11 protein-coding genes are annotated in these 15,793 nt (G+C 65.0%); 5 read left to right on the top strand and 6 right to left on the bottom strand.

The window, feature by feature from the left end; translation table 11 throughout:
- Window positions 1-33 precede the first annotated feature (33 nt).
- Complete coding sequence (locus tag CDQ92_RS12080) at window positions 34-381, top strand: GntR family transcriptional regulator (protein WP_088441667.1); 348 nt, start codon at window positions 34-36, stop codon at window positions 379-381.
- 181 nt (window positions 382-562) lie between these two features.
- Here the strand turns inward: CDQ92_RS12080 and CDQ92_RS12075 are convergent, their stop codons facing one another.
- Genes CDQ92_RS12075 through CDQ92_RS12060 form a run of 4 tightly spaced genes read right to left on the bottom strand, consistent with a single transcriptional unit; the run spans window position 563 to window position 7,292 of the window.
- A complete protein-coding gene (locus CDQ92_RS12075; RefSeq protein ID WP_088441666.1) occupies window positions 563-2,407 on the bottom strand; it encodes a tetratricopeptide repeat protein in 1,845 nt (614 codons plus the stop codon).
- Window positions 2,408-3,790, bottom strand: coding sequence for a PEP-CTERM-box response regulator transcription factor (gene prsR / locus CDQ92_RS12070; protein WP_088441665.1), 1,383 nt, complete (start codon window positions 3,788-3,790; stop codon window positions 2,408-2,410).
- Window positions 3,787-5,925, bottom strand: a complete 2,139-nt coding sequence (prsK, locus tag CDQ92_RS12065) for an XrtA/PEP-CTERM system histidine kinase PrsK (protein ID WP_229667066.1) — start codon at window positions 5,923-5,925, stop codon at window positions 3,787-3,789. The genes prsR and prsK overlap by 4 nt, the downstream gene beginning before the upstream one ends.
- On the bottom strand, window positions 5,904-7,292 hold the full coding sequence (locus CDQ92_RS12060; protein WP_088441664.1) for a TIGR03013 family XrtA/PEP-CTERM system glycosyltransferase: 1,389 nt from the start codon (window positions 7,290-7,292) through the stop codon (window positions 5,904-5,906). The genes prsK and CDQ92_RS12060 overlap by 22 nt, the downstream gene beginning before the upstream one ends.
- A gap of 127 nt (window positions 7,293-7,419) precedes the next feature.
- Between CDQ92_RS12060 and CDQ92_RS12055 the strand changes: the two genes are divergently transcribed.
- Window positions 7,420-8,466 (top strand): mannose-1-phosphate guanylyltransferase, encoded by a 1,047-nt coding sequence (locus CDQ92_RS12055; protein WP_088441663.1) that lies wholly within the window; start codon window positions 7,420-7,422, stop codon window positions 8,464-8,466.
- A gap of 9 nt (window positions 8,467-8,475) precedes the next feature.
- Here CDQ92_RS12055 and CDQ92_RS12050 read toward each other — a convergent pair whose 3' ends face one another.
- Window positions 8,476-9,765, bottom strand: coding sequence for an HD-GYP domain-containing protein (locus CDQ92_RS12050; RefSeq protein ID WP_088441662.1), 1,290 nt, complete (start codon window positions 9,763-9,765; stop codon window positions 8,476-8,478).
- Between the two features lie 187 nt (window positions 9,766-9,952).
- Here CDQ92_RS12050 and CDQ92_RS12045 point away from each other — a divergent pair, with 187 nt between their 5' ends.
- Together CDQ92_RS12045 and CDQ92_RS12040 are read left to right on the top strand one after the other, a co-directional pair.
- Entirely contained in the window at window positions 9,953-12,097 is a 2,145-nt protein-coding gene (locus CDQ92_RS12045) for a catalase (protein WP_088441661.1), read from the top strand.
- Window positions 12,098-12,202: 105 nt separating this feature from the next.
- Entirely contained in the window at window positions 12,203-12,571 is a 369-nt protein-coding gene (locus CDQ92_RS12040; protein WP_088441660.1) for a RidA family protein, read from the top strand.
- 15 nt (window positions 12,572-12,586) lie between these two features.
- Here the strand turns inward: CDQ92_RS12040 and CDQ92_RS12035 are convergent, their stop codons facing one another.
- A complete protein-coding gene (locus CDQ92_RS12035; RefSeq protein ID WP_088441659.1) occupies window positions 12,587-13,975 on the bottom strand; it encodes a helix-turn-helix domain-containing protein in 1,389 nt (462 codons plus the stop codon).
- 139 nt (window positions 13,976-14,114) lie between these two features.
- Here CDQ92_RS12035 and CDQ92_RS12030 point away from each other — a divergent pair, with 139 nt between their 5' ends.
- Complete coding sequence (locus CDQ92_RS12030; protein WP_088441658.1) at window positions 14,115-15,707, top strand: isocitrate lyase; 1,593 nt, start codon at window positions 14,115-14,117, stop codon at window positions 15,705-15,707.
- Window positions 15,708-15,793: the final 86 nt, after the last annotated feature.

Below are 15,793 nucleotides of genomic sequence, written 5' to 3'. Positions count from 1 at the left end.
GACTGTGCTGCTGTCTTATGGCATTAAGGCGGCATGCTCGATCAATCCAAACCCGTATATCAGCGTCTGCGCGATGTCATCGCCAACGCCATTCTCGACGGCAGTTTTCGCGACGGCGACATGCTCCCGTCGGTGCGCTCGCTCGCGGCCGAGGAAGGCGCCAATCCGTTGACCGTCGCTAAGGCGTATCAGACCTTTCAAGACGAAGGACTAGTCACCGTAAAACGCGGCGTCGGCATGTTCGTCGCTGAAGGCGCCACCGAACGGCTGCGCACCCTGATGCGCGAAGATTTCCTGACCAACGTCTGGCCCCCCGTCGCCGACCAGATGCGCCGCATCGGGCTCGATGCGCGGACCTTGCTGGATTTGACCGAGGCCTGAACCTTTTCTCCGCATAGGGGTGGTTTCGAATCCGTCCTCTATTTCCGTTCGTGTCGAGCGAAGTCGAGACACGCGAAGGCTGGTGCTTCCCAAGTGTGTCTCGACTTCGCTCGACACGAACGGGGTTATAAGTTCGGCTTGACGACTATCGTCCGCAGTTGGTCCTCACCCACCATCGGTCCTAACGCCCAATCTGCGCCGCCTTGTCGCGCAAATCCGCCGCCGCCTGCCGATTGCCGCGCTTCGCCAGCAGGTTAGCATACATCCGCATGATCCCCGCGTTCAGCGGCTGCAATCGATACGCCCGGTCGATCAACGCCAACGCGCGGACATCGTCGCCCTTCGCGGCCCACGCCTGGGCCAGATCGCGAAGGATCACCACGTCGCGGTCGCCGATGCGCGCGCGCACGCGCTCGAAATGCCCAATCGCCTCGTCCCAATGCGCCAGGTCCATCGCCAGGTGCCCGGCGAGCCGGTCGGCGGCGATGCTTGACGGCTGGCTGTCGCGCAGCGCCAGAATCGCGGCGCCCGACCCCGCCGCATCTCCCGCGCGGAACAGCGCATTGGCCAGCCGCAGCGTCGAACGCTCACTGGCATCCAGGTCGCGCGCGGCGCGATACGCCTGCACCGCCAGATCGAAACGCCCGCCCGCCAGCGCCGCATCACCCAGCAGGATATGCGCGTCGGCCACCCGGCGATTGGCGTCGCGCAGCCGCGCCGCGCGCGCGACGGCGCGGTCGCTGTTGCCGCGCGATATGTCGCCGGCAATCGCCGGAATCGCCACCCCCGGGTTCAGCGGCTCGGCATCGGCCGCCTGAGTGAGCACGCCATAATCATCATTCGCCGCAAACGGCGCTGCCTCACCGCGCGTTAATATCGCCGCGCGCGCTAGATAGTCGGCAGCCTCGCCGCGCCGGTCCAATTCGCTCGCCGCCCGCGCCGCGAGCAACAACGACCAGCTATCGGCGTCGGGGCGGTCGACGATGGGCAGCAAAGCCTCGATAGCGCCATCGGCGTCGCCATCGGCCCAGTTGGCCGCCGCCAATATGCGCCGCGCAGTGAAATTATAGGGCTGTTCAACGAGCAGCCGGTCGGCCCAGGTCGCCGCCACCGCCTCGCCGCCCAGCTCCAGTTCGACCACCGCGCTCAGCAGCATGAAGCCCGGCTCGCCGTCGATCGCGCCGCGCGTGCGCTGAAGCAGGCTGCGCGCCAGCCGGTAATTGTCGGCGCGCGCCGCGAGCATCGCTTGCAGATAATAGATCCGCGGCTCGCCCGGCATCACCGTCGCCGCATGGCGCAGCGCGACCAGCATATCGCGATAACGCCCCAGATCGCCCAGCGTCGCCGCCTGATCGATCAACGCACTCGCATTGTCGGGATCGGCCGCAAGCGCCCGGTCATACCAGGGCAGCGACGCCTTCAACCCTTCCTCGATGCGGATCAGATTGGCCTTGTACGCCAGCGCCGCGCTGTTCGCCTTGTCCAGCTCGATCGCATAATCGACCGCATCGCGCGCGCCCGCAGTGTCGGCGTTGGCATCGCGAAAGCGCGCGACGTCGACCCACAGCGCCGAATTGCGCGGCAGCTCGCGCACCGCCCGGTCATAGGCATCGCGCGCGGCACCCAAATCGCCGTTCGACAGATGGACGTCACCCGCGACCCATGCCGCCTCGCCGATCATTTCTGGGATGATCTCACCCCCATCGATGGTTTCCAGCGCGCGCTGCCCCTCGCCCTGCATCGCAAACGCGCGTGCGAGCAGCGGCCGCAGCGCTGCAACATTACCGCCCGCGCTAATCGCGCCGTTCACCGCAGCTTCGGCACCAACCCCATCGCCCAGCTTAATCGCAACGCGCGCCAGTTCGACCCGCTCGGCCATCGCCTGCGGATTATCGGCAATCGCCTCCTGCAATTCCGCGCGGCGTTCCTCGAACGCCGCCCGCGGCGCATCGGAGCCAGCATCGCCACACCCCGCTAGCGGCACCGCCAGCAGCAGCGCGCCAATCCAGACCCGGCCAAAACCCATTCAGGGCTGCATCCGATATTGCTTGAGCAGATCATAAAGCGTCGGACGGCTGATTCCGAGCAGCTTGGCGGCGGCCGAGATATTGCCCTCGCTCTGCGTCATCGCGCGGCGGATCGCAACGCGGTCGGCGGCCTCGCGCGCGCTGCGCAGATTGAGCCATGCCTCCTCACCGTCATCGCCGCCGCCACCCTTGGCCAGATCAAGGTCGTCTTTCATCACCAGCTTGCCGTCGGCCATGATCACCGCGCGCTTGATCCGGTTTTCCAGCTCGCGGACATTGCCGGGCCAGCGCCCGTCGTCGATAGCCTGCAAGGCGTCGGGCGCAAAGCCGCGCACTGCCGGGTTCATTGCGGGCGCATATTGATGCAGGAAATGGCGCGCCAGCAGCACCGCGTCGCCGGGCCGTTCGGCGAGCGACGGGATCTTCACCACCATCTCCGCCAGCCGGTAATAGAGGTCGTCGCGAAAGCTCTGTTCGGCGATCATTGCGTCGAGGTCGCGGTGCGTCGCGCACACGATGCGAGTGTCGACCGCGATCGGCTTGCGCCCGCCGATTCGTTCGATCGTCCGCTCCTGCAAAAAGCGCAGCAATTTGACTTGCAGCGGCAGCGGAATGTCGCCGACTTCGTCGAGGAAAAGCGTGCCACCATGCGCCAGCTCGATCTTGCCTTCGGTCATTTTGACTGCACCGGTAAACGCGCCCTTTTCATGCCCGAACAATTCGCTTTCGAGCAGATTTTCAGGGATCGCGGCGCAGTTGATCGCGACAAACGCACCGTCGCGCCGTCCGCTCGCCTCGTGCAACCCGCGCGCCAGCAACTCCTTGCCGGTGCCGCTGGCGCCGAGCAGCATGACGCTGACGTCCAGATTGGCGACGCGCTCAATCGTCCGCGCTACCTTTTGCATTTCGGGCGCGCCGGTGATCATCCCGCCCAGGACGCGATTGTCGCTGCTCCCTTGCTGCGCCAGCCGGGCATTTTCGACCTCGAGTTCGCGGACGTGGAACGCCCGCCGCACGATCAGCCCCAGTTCGTCGATGTCGATCGGCTTCTGGTAAAAGTCCCACGCCCCGCTGGCGATCGCCGCCAGCGCGCTGGCGCGTTCGCCATGCCCCGACACGACGATCACCTTGGTATCGGGCTTTGCCTCCAGGATCGCCGACAGCGTGCGGAACCCTTCGCGCGTCCCGTCGGGATCGGGTGGCAGCCCTAGGTCGAGCGTCACCACGTCAGGTTCCTCGGCGCGCAGCAATTCAATCGCGGCGTCATGGTCGCCGGCGATCAGCACCTGATAATCCTCATACGCCCATTTGAGCTGCGTCTGCAGCCCCGGGTCATCCTCGACTACCAGCAATTTGCGGATCTTGGCGCCGCTTTCGCTCATTGCGATGCTACTTTCATCATAGGGGTGTCGGCGTCGGTTTGTGCGTCGGCGAGCGGCAGCCACAGGGTAAAGCTGCTGCCTTTGCCGGGTTCGCTGTCGACATCGATCGCACCGCCGATCGCCTGTGCGATGTTGAGCGCTTCGAAGGCGCCCAAGCCAAAACCACCGTCCTTGGTCGACACAAAGGGTTTGAACAATTCGTCGCGAATGAACGCGCGCGTCATGCCGCTGCCTTGATCGATCACGTCGATGCGCGCGCGGCCATGTTCGGACACCGCCACCACTTGAACCGGCGCATCGGGCGCCGACGCATCGATCGCATTGGCGACCAGATGCTGGACGACCTGCCGCACCGATGCCGCGTCGGCCCACGCCGCCAGTCCTGCCTGACAGCCGACGAAGAGCGCGCGGCGCGGCCGCGCCTCTGTAGCAACGTCGTTCAATATCGGCTCGATCAAAACCTTCTCCGCCCCCGCCGCGACGCCGCGCGCGCGCGGAGCCAGCCGGACCAGCAAGTCACTCAGTCGCCCCGCCGAAATCTTCAGCGTTTCGACCATGTCGGCGCGAAACTCGGGCTTGTCGGCATGGCGTTCGGCATTGCGCGCGAGCAGGCCGATCTGGCTCGCCAGATTTTTGATGTCGTGAATGATGAAGGCAAAGCGGCGATTGAATTCGTCAAACCGCCGCGCTTCGGACAAGGCTTCCTGGCTTTGCGATTCGGCCAGATAGCTTGCCGCCTGCTGCCCCGCGATGCGCAGCACATCGAGATCTTCCCAGTCGAGCGCGCGCGACACCGGTGGGCGGTGCAGCACGACGACGGCGATCATGCGCTGGAAATGCAGGATCGGCACGACCACCCACGCACGAGGATCGGCGAGCAGCCAGTCGGGCAGCGCAAAATCGTCATTGCTTTGCCCTTCCCCCACCTGGCCGCATCGCTGCGCATCCAGATCGACGATATGCCGCGTCTCCTGCAGCATGAAAGCCGACCGCAGCGACAGCGCCTGATCTCCATCGACATCGACTGGCCAACGCCATTGCTCCGCGACGCGGAAACCGCCCGCGGCGCCGGGCAGCATCAGCAGCGCGCCGGGGCTGCCGGTCAGTTCGGCCAGCGCCTTGGCAACGCGGCGATACAGGTTGCGATCATCCTCGTCCCCATCGCCCTGCCCCAGCGTGGCGGTGAATCGCATCCATTCGGTGCGATAATCATAGCGATGCTCGAAAAAATGCTTCGAGATCATCACCGACAGCCACGCACGCAGCCGCGCCGATACGATCAGCAGCCCGCCGGCGCCCAGCGCGACGACCAGCGACGCGCCCTGGGCAAAAACGGCATAATCGCCCCCGACGAGCCGCGCGATGGCGCCGGTCAGACCGATCAGGATCAGATAAGCGGCGCCGCCGAGCAAAATCACCGTCCGCATCGCCGCCGTCCGCGACAACCGCATCCGCTCGCGCCCGATATCCATCGCTGCGACGACATAAGTCGGCAGGGTGAGCAACACGACCGCGGGCAGCAGCTCGATCAGCGTCGATGCCCGCTTGCCGGTCAGCGCACCGATCAGCTGCACATTGAGCTCATACGCCCACAGCATCGCGAATCCGCCTGCGACCGCCATCACCGGCATCCGCAATCCGGCGCTGGCGTGGCGGACCCCGCTATCGACGATCAGCAGTCCGCCGACAGCAACGATCATCGCCGCAAGGATGAGCGTCGGCGCCATCCACGGCTCCGCTTCCGCTCCGGCGTACCAGTGCGCGACGGCGCCCAGCACCAGTGCCAGCGCAGTAATCGTCATCAACATCCGCAGGATCAGGCGCAGCGGCCGCGTCATCGGCGCCGCTGCTGTCCAGAAGGTCGCGTTCAGCCACCCCAGCATCGCGAGGTCGCGCAGCGTTTGCACAACAGAAGCTTGCGACGAGCCCGACCCGAACAGCGCCAGCGACGCGCACCACAGCGCAGTTGCGGCAGCCGCCAGCGTCAACAGTCGCGGGGCGGGCATCAGGACTGCCATCCGCGCTGTGGGCCGCGCGAGCAACCACAACGCGACGACTGAAAAGCCGACCAGCGCCAGCACCGCAAAGGTTTCGGAAAGTCCGGTCAGCATGGTCAGCGCGCGCCGTCGGGCCACAGCACGACGCGGACCGTCTGCAACAAGATCAACAGGTCGAGGAAGGGCGAGTAATTTTTCGCATAATACAGGTCATATTCCAGCTTCACCCGCGCATCCTCGACCGACGCGCCATAGGGGTAATTGATCTGCGCCCAACCGGTCAGCCCTGGCTTCACCATATGCCGCTCTGCATAATAGGGCATTTTTTGCTCAAGTTCTTCGACGAAGCTGGGCCTTTCGGGGCGCGGTCCGACAAAGCTCATCTCGCCCTTCAGCACGCACCACAGCTGCGGCAGTTCGTCGATCCTGAGATTACGGATAATCCGCCCGACGCGAGTGATGCGCGGATCATTCTCGCTCGCCCACACCGCTTTGCCCGCGGCCTCTGCGTCGGTCCGCATCGAGCGGATTTTGTAGATGTCATACGGCTCGCCGAACAGACCAACGCGCGGCTGGCGATAAAAAACCGGACCGCGACTGTCGAGCACCACGGCAATCCCTGCGACGAGGATCAGCGGCAGCCCGATGACCAGTACGATCAAGCTGGCGACGATGTCGAACAACCGCTTACCGACCTTTGAAATACGCTGCCCCGCCGAAAAACCGTCCGAAAAAATCAGCCCGCTCGGGTTCGTCGTCGCCAGGTCGACGCGCCCCGTCTCGCGCTCGATAAAGCTCGCGATATCGTTGACATGCACCCCCGTCGTCTTGACCCGCAGCAGGTCGTTCAGCGGCAGCGCGTTGCGCCGTTCTTCGAGCGCCAGCACCACCTCGCCCGCACGCAGCGTCACGACATGCTCGGACAGATTGGGAATCGCCTCGCGCGGCACCGCGCTGGCAACCTTTTTCTCGGCGCCGCTCATCGCGACAAAGCCGACAATCTCCAGCCCGCTGCCCGGTTCGTCCGCCAGCGCCGCCAGCCGCGCCGCGCGCGCGCCGGCGCCCAGCACCAATATCCGGCGCCGAAACGCCTCGGCACCCGCCGACTGCGTCAGCGCCAGCCGGATCACGAACAACGCCGCAATCGCCAATGCCATCGCATACAGACTGTTCGCACGCCACAAAGTCGCGGTCGGTAACAGGAACCCTAGCACCGACAGGAAAATCACCCCGAGCGAAATCGCCGCGAGCAGCCGCGCGGTGGCGAACCGCATCGAGCGCAGCCCTTCGTTGCCGTACATCCCGGTCGCCATCATCGCGAGCGAGTTGGACACCGCAAAGGTCGTAAGCGGCAGCCAGCGGTCGGCGAGCAGCCCGGCATCGAACCCCGCATAATTGGCATAGAAATGCCACGCCGCCTCGGCCGAGCCGAGCAGCGCCAGAAATTCGATCAGTGCCAGCCAGACGACGGCGTGCGGGACATAATGTTTGAACAGCCGGAACATGGTAAAACGGGCAACCCTTTCGCGTCGCGCAATACTACAACCGAGGCGTCAACTGTCGGTTAATTTTACACTCACGATGCGCGCAATCGGGGATGACCTGCTGCATCCAAGGCGATAGACCGATTCGATGACCAACATCATTCAACCCGTCATCCTGTGCGGCGGCGCCGGAACGCGCCTGTGGCCCGAATCGCGCGGCGACCGCGCGAAGCAGTTCCTGCCGCTGACCGGCGCGCAAAGCCTGTTTCAGCAAACGCTTGCGCGCACGCCAGCCGACGCCGGTTTCGTTCCCCCGGTCATCCTGTGCGGCGACGCGCATGTCGCCGCGGTCCGCGACCAATTGGGGGCGCACAAGGCATCTCTGCTCGTTGAACCGATGCCCCGCAACACCGCCGCCGCCATCGCCCTCGCCGTCGCGCGCGCCGACGCCGACACGCTGCTGCTGGTGATGCCGAGCGACCATGTGATCGCCGATGTCGCCGCCTTCCACGCCGCGATCGCCAAAGGCGCACGGCTGGCGCAGCAGGACTGGATCGTTACCTTCGGCATCAATCCCGATGCCCCCGAAACCGGCTTCGGCTATATCGCCAGCGGCGCGGCGCTAGGCGACGCCGACGGTCATGGGGGCTTCGCGGTCGACCGCTTCATCGAAAAGCCGCCCCTCGCGGATGCACAGGCAATGCTCGCGGCGGGCGGCTACAGCTGGAACGCCGGCATCTTCCTGTTCCGCGCCGGGCGGATGCGCGACGCGATGCTCACCCACTGCCGCGCCATTTTCGAAGCCGCCGACCGCGCCGTCGCCGCAGGCAGGATCGACGGCGACGCGCTCTATGCCGACGCCGTCCATTTCGCGCAGGCGCCGTCGGACTCCATCGACTATGCGGTGATGGAAAAGGACGACCGCGTCGCCGTCGTCCCCGCATCGATGGGCTGGTCCGACCTCGGCAGCTGGCAAGCGGTCCACGCCCTCGCGCCCAAGGACGCCGCGGGCAACGCGGTCACCGGCGACGCTTTCCTCCACGACAGCCATCACAACCTCGTCCGCGCTGGCGGCAAGCGCGTGTCGCTGGTCGGCATGGACCATGTCGCGGTGATCGTCGACGGCGACGACATCCTCGTCATGCCGCTGGATCGCTCGCAGGATGTCCGCGCCGCCGCCAAAGCGCGCGAGTAGCGCTCCGTTTTAGCCGGTCACGGCCACCGGGTCTGCCGCCAGCACCCGCGCAACCGTGGCCGACCAATCATCGAAGCGCCAGAATTTGTGGCTCGCGCGGCCCAGGATCCGCGGCTCACGCGTCGTCGGCCCGATTTCGCAGTCAAACGGCGGGACTTCGGTCAACAGGTCGCCGTCGAAAAACACCCGCACCGCTATCGCCTCGCCGTTTTCGCCCGCGCTGCCCGTGACGATGCCTAGCATCCCGCTCGACAGCATCACCAGCGTGCCGACCGGAAAAATGCCCAAGCTGTCCGCGAACTGGTCGAGCAGCGGCGGGTCGACATGACCCGCCCAGCCTTGCATCGCGGTCAGCGCCTCGCACGGCGACCACGCCGCCTTATACGGCCGGTCGGACGTCACCGCGTCATAGACGTCACAAATCGCGCCCATCCGCGCATAGAGCGACAGCTCGTCGCCCCCCAGCCCGCCGGGGTAGCCGGTACCGTCCATCTTTTCATGGTGGCGCAGGCACACTTCGAACGCCGCCGCCGGAATATCCTGCGATTTCAGCAGGAACGCGTGGCCTGCCTCCGGGTGAACCTCGACCGCGCTGCGTTCGCACGTCGACAGCTTGCCGGGCTTGAACAACACATCGTCGGCGATCGCGACCTTGCCGACGTCGTGCAGCAACCCCGCAACCCCCAGCGCCTGCACTTCGGCTTCGTCCAGCTTCAGATGGCGAGCAAAATTGATCATCAGCGCGCAGACGGCGACCGAATGGAGATAGATATATTCGTCCTTCTGCTTCAGCCGCACCAGGTCGATCATCGCGCGTGACTGGCGGGTGATCGATTTGCCGACAGCCTCGGCCAGCGATGCCATCCGCCGCGCTTCGACCGCGCGGCCCATTCTGGCGGCGCCGAACAGGTCGATCACCGCCTGCTTCGATTTCGCGATGAGGCGCTCGGCGCGGCGGCGCTCCTGGGCGTAACTCGCGGGCCGCACCGGACGCTCGGACGGCGGCGGCGCAAAGATGTTCGCGCGGCGCCGTTCGACACCACGATAAGGCGGCGCCAGCCCGCGCGCCGATTGGCGGCGATCGTCGGGAAGGACGTCGGTGGCGGCGCCGGCTGCCATCCGGCTGCGACTGCGATCGACGATCACTGCGCTGACCCCCGATGCGCGGATCCGCGCCAACTGGTCGGCGGTCTCGATTAAAAACCGGCTGCGCCAGAACGGATGGTCGATCCACCGCCCGTCGAACGCATCGACGAACATGCCGATCTCGACTTGCTCGGGGTTGAGGTGAAGCAACAAGGGTCCGATCCTGTTCGGGTGGCCGCGATAGCTCCCGATTTTCGATTAACGTCCAGAATGGATGATACTTTAGGGGAAGCTTCACCAACCATCGCAAGCAGCACAAACTTTGCCTGCCGCACATGCAACTCCCGTCCGGTACGGCGGGTTGATGGGGTGTCGCCTTCCGCGGCGGAAGGAAAGACCGATGCCCAAAAAACCCGCCCCCTCGCCCGCCACCGACAACCAGCTGCACGATCACCAGCCCGGCGCCGAACAGCCCGCCTTCTCGACCGAACAAGGCAACGGCGGCGAGCTTCATCAAACCGTCGCCTACGGCGCTCACCCCGCCGCCTATCTCACCGACAATTTCGGCCACCGCATTGCTGACAACCAGAATTCGCTGCGCGCCGGCGAACGCGGCCCGACCCTGCTCGAGGACTTCGTCCTCCGCGAAAAAATCTTCCATTTCGACCATGAGCGGATCCCTGAGCGCATCGTCCACGCACGCGGTTCGGGCGCGCACGGCGTGTTCGAATGCACCAAGGCGATCCCGGGGCTGACCAAGGCGTCGATCTTTCAAACCGAAGGCGCAAGCTGTCCGGTGTTCGTCCGCTTCTCGACCGTCGCTGGCGGCGCCGGGTCGGTCGATACCCCGCGCGACGTCCGCGGCTTTGCGGTCAAGCTCTATACCGACAGCGGCAACTGGGATCTGGTTGGCAACAATATTCCGGTGTTCTTCATCCAGGACGCGATGAAATTTCCCGACCTCGTCCACAGCGTCAAGATGGAGGCCGACCGCGGCTATCCGCAGGCCGCCAGCGCGCACGACACCTTCTGGGACTTCATCGGCTTGATGCCAGAGGCGATGCACATGATCATGTGGGCGATGTCCGACCGCACGATCCCGCGCAGCCTGCGCATGATCGAGGGTTTCGGCGTCCACACCTTCCGCTTCGTCAATGAAAAGGGCGACGGCAAATTCGTCAAATTCCACTGGAAGCCGGTGCTCGGCATCCAGTCGACGACGTGGGACGAGGCGGTCAAGATCGCGGGGGCCGATCCCGATTTCCACCGCCGCGACCTGTTCGAGGCGATCGACGCGGGCGACTTCCCGGCGTGGGATCTGGGCGTTCAGGTCTTCGACGAGGCGTTCGCCGCCAAGCAGCCCTATGATGTGCTCGACGCCACCAAGCTGATCCCCGAAGAAGACGTGCCGGTCGAGATCGTCGGCCGCATGACGCTCAACCGCAACGTCGACAATTTCTTCGCCGAAACCGAACAGGTCGCCTTCTTGCCGTCGAACATCATCCCCGGTATCGACTTCAGCAACGATCCGCTGCTCCAGGGCCGCCTCTTCTCCTACCTCGACACGCAAAAGTCGCGGCTGGGAACGACAAACTTCCACCAGATTCCGATCAACGCGCCGAAATGCCCGTTCCACAATTTTCAGCGCGATGGGATGATGCAGACGCTGGTCCCGACCGGGCGCGCCAATTACGAGCCCAACAGCTTGGCCGAAGCGGGCGAAAACGGCGGGCCGCGTCCCAGCCCCGCGACGGGTTTCAACGCCTTCACGACCAATGACGAACGCAACGACCCGACCCAGAAACTCCGCGTCCGAGCCGAACTCTTCGCCGATCATTTCAGCCAGGCACGGATGTTCTACCTGTCGCAGACCGAGAACGAGCAGGCGCATATTGCCTCGGCGCTCGTGTTCGAACTGTCGAAAGTGACGCTCGATCACGTCCGTGTCCGCGTCGTCGGCCAGCTGCGCAACATCGACGACAACCTCGCCAAGCGCGTCGCCGACGGCCTCGCGATCGATCTGCCCGCCAAGGAAAAGGCGGCGCGCGCGCCCGTCGATCTCAAACCCTCCGACGCGCTGTCGATCCAGAAGAACGCCGACGACACGATGGAGGGCCGCAAGGTCGCGATCCTGTTCGCCGAAGGATCGGACAAGGCGGCGATCGACGCGCTGAAAGCCACAATCGAAAAGGCGGGCGGCACCGCTTTCCTCGTTGCGCCCAAGGTCGGCGGCATCAAGGTCAAGGGCGGCACGCTCAAGGCCGACGGTCAGCTCGCCGGTTCCCCCTCGGTATTGTTCGACGCCATCGCGTCGATCCTGACCGACGATCAGGCCAAAACGCTGTCGAAACAGGGCGCCGCGGTGCAGTGGTTCATGGATGCCTTTGGCCATTGCAAGACGATTGCCCACGACGAAGCCACGCAAATCCTGCTCGACAAGGCGGGCGTGGAAAAGGACAGCGGCGTCGTCACGCTCGACGGGTTTGCCAAGGTCGGCACGCGGCGTCACTGGGCGCGCGAAGCCAAGGTGCGCGATCTGGCCTGACGGGAAATCGAGCGAACCGGGACGATTGGGAATATCGCACGCCCCGCGCGTGCGATATTCCCCGCGACCACGGGCATCGCGCCCGATCGAGTCTGGAGCCATCGAATGACGTCGCCAAATGTCCGCGCCCCGCATTATTCGCCGTTCACGCGCGGCGCTGGCCTGATCTTCACATCGGGCCAACTGCCACTGCGACCGGGCCGCGACACGTCGCTGGCCAGCGCGTCGTTCAAAGACCAGGCGCAGCAGGCGCTCGCCAATTTGCGATCGGTCCTCAGCGATGCCGGGGCCGACCTGTCGCGGGTGCTCAAGACGACCGTCTATCTCAGCGACATGGCCGACTGGCCCGAGCTCGACGAAGTGTACGGCCAATTTTTCGGCGCGGCGCGTCCGGCGCGGAGCGTGGTGCCCACGGGGCCGCTCCACTTTGGTTTCCGGATTGAAATAGAGGCGATTGCGCTGGCGTCTGACTAGGGCTCGCCACCGCCGTCAATCGCCCGCAAAATCGAACGCACTCACCCCGCGCTCGCCATCCCTGAACCGCAACGGCCGGCCCAGCGGCGGCATTGACCGTTGCACACATCCTGTGCGCGTGCAGCGGCGGCATCCCAGCCCGATCGGGGTTGCGGGGCTGCGCATTAGGTCGATCCCCCGCGCAGCGATCAAGGGCGCCGCGACCTTCGCATCAACCCCGACGCACACCGCAAAGCGCGCAGGCGTGCCGCTGCCGGTCGCCCCGGGCGCCGCAACGCTGCGCGATTGCGTGAACCACCGCGACCCATCCTCCAGCTCGACCAGGTCGGCGATCACTTCGCCGGGGCGCGCGAAAGCCTCATGCACCCCCCACAACGGACAGCGCGTGTCGCCATCGACCAGCGGCGACTGGCTCGCCCCGGCATAGCGTTTGCTCCCCTGCCCGGCGCGGTCGATGCGCAGCATGAAAAAGGGTAGCCCGCGCGCGCCGACGCGCTGGAGCGTCGTCAGCCGGTGCGCGACCTGCTCATAGCCCGCGCCGAAACGTCGCTGGAGCAGCAGCAGATCATACCCCGTCGCGTCGCACGCGCGCAGGAACCGGCTGTACGGCATCATCAGCGCCGCGGCGAAATAATGGACCAGATGCCGCTCGAACAGGCGCGCCGCTGCGCTCTCAGCAAATTCGGCGCCCGCGACCAGCGCGTTGATCTCGGCCTTCGCCTCGATCTGCGCCAGCGTGGCCGCGGCCTGAAAGGTGCGCGACGCGGGGCGCAGCAATTCGCTGAGCATCAATTGCCGCGCGTGCCAGTCGAGCAAACGGAGGCGATCGGGCATCACATCGCTTGGCAATATCCGGATGCCGAGCTGGTGGCGCGTGCGCAAACGCTCGGAAATCGTGCCGTACAGGTCGCCGCCTGCCAGTCGCAATTCGTCGGCCAATTCCTCGGCCTTGGCATCCAGATCGGCAAAATGGTTGCGCCATTTCTCGATCGCGCGGCGCACCGCGGCAACTTCGGGGGCTTCCTCCTGTAAAGTTGCCGCACCTTCGGGCGCCGCATCGAACAGCCGGGCAAAGGCCGCGGCAGTCGTCGGCGCGGCCTGGAGCCACTCCTCGATCTCCTGCGCACCGATCCCCAAATCGGCAAAACGCGCATCGGACAACCGCCGCCGCAACCCCGCTCCCCCGCCCGGCACGACATCGACCCCTAAAGTCGCAGCATCGAAGCCGAAGCGCTCGGCCAGCTTGACGATCACCGTCGCCGACAGCGGCCGCTGGCCATGCTCGATCAGATTGAGGTAGCTTGGCGAAATATCCAGCGCCTCGGCCATCGCCGCCTGCGTCATCCCCGCCTCGCGCCGCACCTTGCGCACCGCCGGCCCGGCAAACACCCGTCGCTCCGCCATCGACTGTAACTTTCTTTACTACTTTACACGCCAATTTACACCGATACGGCATATTTCACAAATATTATTGACAAAGCTTTTCACTTTGTGCGGCACCTTCGCCAACATCCACCCATCACCTCCTCACAAGGATAAGACGATGGGTTATCAGGAAGACATGGCACAGGCAGGCCGCCTCATCCGCGACTACGACGGCACATGGGACGGTATCAGCGGCGAAAGCATCGCCCGCATGCGCGCCCAGAACAAATTCCGCACCGGCCTCGACGTCGCCCGCTACACCGCGCGCATCATGCGCGCCGACATGGCCGCCTATGACGCCGACCCCGCGAACTACACCCAGTCGCTCGGCTGCTGGCACGGCTTCATCGCGCAGCAGAAGATGATCTCGATCAAGAAGCATTTCGGCACCACCAAGGGCCGCTACATCTATCTGTCGGGCTGGATGATCGCCGCGCTCCGCAGCGAATTCGGTCCGCTGCCCGACCAGTCGATGCACGAAAAGACCAGCGTCCCGGCGCTGATCGAGGAAATCTACACCTTCCTGCGTCAGGCCGACGCCCGCGAACTCGGCGGGCTGTTCCGCGAACTCGACGCCGCGCGCGCCGAGGGTGATGAGCTAAAGGCGAAGCAGATCCAAGCGAGCATCGACAATCATGAAACGCACGTCGTGCCGATCATCGCCGATATCGATGCGGGTTTCGGCAATGCCGAGGCGACATACCTCCTCGCGAAGAAGATGATCGAAGCTGGCGCCTGCGCGCTCCAGATCGAAAATCAGGTCTCGGACGAAAAGCAGTGCGGCCATCAGGACGGCAAGGTCACCGTGCCGCACGAGGATTTCATCGCGAAAATCCGCGCCTGCCGCTACGCCTTCATGGAACTCGGCGTCGAGGATGGCATCATCGTCACCCGCACCGATAGCCTTGGTGCGGGCCTGACCAAGCAGATCGCTTTCTCGAAAGAGCCCGGCGATCTGGCCGACCAGTATAACAGCTTCCTCGATTGCGAAGAGGTCGACGGCGCGGGCAACCTCGGCGACGTGCTGATCAACCGCGACGGCAAGCTGATGCGTCCGAAGCGCCTGCCCTCGAACCTCTATCAGTTCAAGGCCGGTACCGGCGAGGACCGCTGCGTCATGGATTGCATCGCTTCGCTTCAGAACGGCGCCGACCTGCTGTGGATCGAAACCGAAAAGCCGCACATCGAACAGATCGCCGGCATGGTCGACCGCATCCGCGAAGTCGTCCCCAATGCGAAGCTCGCGTACAATAATTCGCCCAGCTTCAACTGGACACTGAATTTCCGCCAGCAGGTCTATGATGCCTGGGAAAAGGACGGTCAGGATGTCAGCGCCTATGACCGCGCCAAGCTGATGAGCGTCGATTATGACGGCACCCCGCTCGGCGACGAAGCCGACAACCGCATCCGCACCTTCCAGCGCGATTCGGCGAAGCGCGCGGGCATCTTCCACCACCTCATCACCCTGCCGACCTATCACACCGCGGCGCTGTCGACCGACAATCTCGCCAAGGAATATTTCGGCGACGAAGCGATGCTGGGGTACGTCAAGGGCGTCCAGCGCGCCGAAATCCGTCAGGGTATCGCCTGCGTCAAGCACCAGAATATGTCGGGCAGCGACATCGGCGACGACCACAAGGAATATTTCGCCGGCGAAGCGGCCCTCAAGGCCGCGGGCAAGGACAACACGATGAACCAGTTCGCCGCCTGATACGAGTTCGGCGCGAGCGGCCCGTTGCACCCGCTCGCGCCACCCTGCTTGGTGCGGGGGCTAGCGACCCAGCCCCCGCGCCTCCA

Source organism: Sphingopyxis bauzanensis, from assembly GCF_002205675.1.
GTDB classification, from domain to species: Bacteria; Pseudomonadota; Alphaproteobacteria; order Sphingomonadales; family Sphingomonadaceae; genus Sphingopyxis; species Sphingopyxis bauzanensis.
This window is presented reverse-complemented; position numbering and strand designations above follow the sequence as displayed.